This window comes from Chryseobacterium sp. 2TAF14, from assembly GCF_052115105.1.
In the GTDB taxonomy this organism is placed as follows: domain Bacteria; phylum Bacteroidota; class Bacteroidia; order Flavobacteriales; family Weeksellaceae; genus Chryseobacterium.
Genome location: NZ_JBFRGA010000303.1, coordinates 1 through 1,938 on the forward strand (window position 1 = coordinate 1; position 1,938 = coordinate 1,938).

Here is a 1,938-nt window from a genome sequence, read left to right on the forward strand (position 1 = left end):
ACCGAATGTGCTTGTACGATCTTTCTCACGGTATTTTGCCCCTGCTTTTACAGTTATATTTGAATTGATGTCATACTTTAAATTTATTCTTCCGATTTTATCTCTTTCGCTATTATCCAGTTTTGAAATTACCAATTGAGAAAGAAGTAATTTGTTGGAACTCATCACATCATTCGGATTTGTGATATCTGAGCTGTAATCTAAATAGTCACCACCTGTTCCTGATGGAGAATCAAATCCCCAGTAGCGTTTTCCATTGGTAAGGTTGTTGAAACCTCCGTTTATTTTTTGTCTGAAAGTTGCGATAGGAAGTCCTTTTGTATCATTTGTAGGCGGTGTATCGAGGAAATATTTCGCAGAATAATCACTCAACATCCAGTCTAAACTTAATTTTGAAGTAAGACTGTGCTCTCCACCCAGTTCCATTCCGTAAAGCTCTGTCTGATAATGTGAATATCTGAAATTGTATTGGTAACGGGTATTTGTATAATCTACATACGTTTCATAAACCGGACGGATATCATCAAATTTATTAAACATTCCACGGAAATATACCTTGTTGTTGGCGTTAAATTTATATTCCAATCCACCATTCAGACCAATCGTTCTTCTGGTTCCCATGTATCTTTTCATCATCACCGTATTGATAGACTTTCTTTCAACATCACTCGCTGCGTTGGTATTATAAGTCACATCAAAAGAATCTGCACCCCATTGTCTGTCCCAGATTGCTCCCGATAATAGCACACCCAATTTATTTTTAAAGAAACGATCACCATAAACAACAGATGCATTATAGGTTCCGTCCTGAGAAAAAGTATTGTAACCTCCCGCTCCGCTTACGCTTAACGTTTTCTTTGCCGGAGCTGTTCTTGTAATAAAATTAATGCTTCCACCGATCGCATCGCCGTCCATGTCAGGAGTTACTGCCTTAGAAACCTGTACAAACTGGATCAATTCTGAAGGAACAACGTCTAAAACAAAAGACCTGTTTCCTAAAACATTGGCACTTGGAAGACGGTTTCCATTAAATAAAGCCGAAGTCCATGCAAAAGGAGTTCCTCTTACCGTTGCCTGATCTGCTTCGCCATGATACCTTGCAACAGCTACACCTTGTACTCTCTGTACAGCTTCAGCAGCATTTCTGTCCGGAAGTTTCCCGATTGCATCAGCTGCAATGACTTCCATGATGGCGTTATTGTTCTTTTTTATTTCATAAGCTTTTGCTTGTGTTAATGCATTGGGTCTTGTGATGGTAACTGCTTGAATGTCATTTAATTTATCTTTAGTTGCAAGATTTTCAGGTTCAATGGTGATGTAGCCGATATCATTGGTTCCTTCTTTTACGGTTATCGGAAAATATTTGGTTTCGTATCCGATGTATTCTATTTTAAGGTTGACTTCACCCAGTTTTGGAGAAAGTAAACTGAAATCTCCATCTAATAATGATGATACTTTTAGATTTTCATCAACAATAGAAATATTTGCACCTGGAAGTGCTCCGTTTGTTTTCCCAACAATAGTTCCTTTAATTGTCTGCGCATAAATGGTTCCGAAAGAAGTCAACAGAAAAAATGCAGATACCTGAATGATTCTTGACCTCTGTTTTAGAAAACCAGTAGAATTTTTCATTGATTTATTATTTTCTGCAAAATTGGAAGGTTTAGTGACTTCTATCGTCCTGAGAAAAAAATCACAAATCAAAACGTGTCACTCGTTGGATTACTACTTTTAAGTATCTGATTTTTAGAATATTGTATGGATTAAACTATTTGTTATTTATTTATGAACTCAATATTAAATCGTTTTTATAATGTTTAATAGATATATAACAGTATTCTCAATAGTAAAATGATGATTTTGCATTTACTTTGTACAAACCTAAAGGAAGAATGCAATATATCGTTATAATAGGAGCTTTTCAGGCACTTGTTGCGC

At 36.1% G+C, this 1,938-nt stretch carries 1 protein-coding gene; it reads right to left on the reverse strand.

Features of this window, described 5'->3' with window-relative positions; genetic code table 11:
- The coding region (locus tag AB4Y90_RS17745) for a TonB-dependent receptor plug domain-containing protein (RefSeq protein ID WP_441558890.1) at window positions 1–1,632 on the reverse strand (1,632 nt) is incomplete at its 3' end.
- Between the last annotated feature and the right edge of the window lie 306 nt (window positions 1,633–1,938).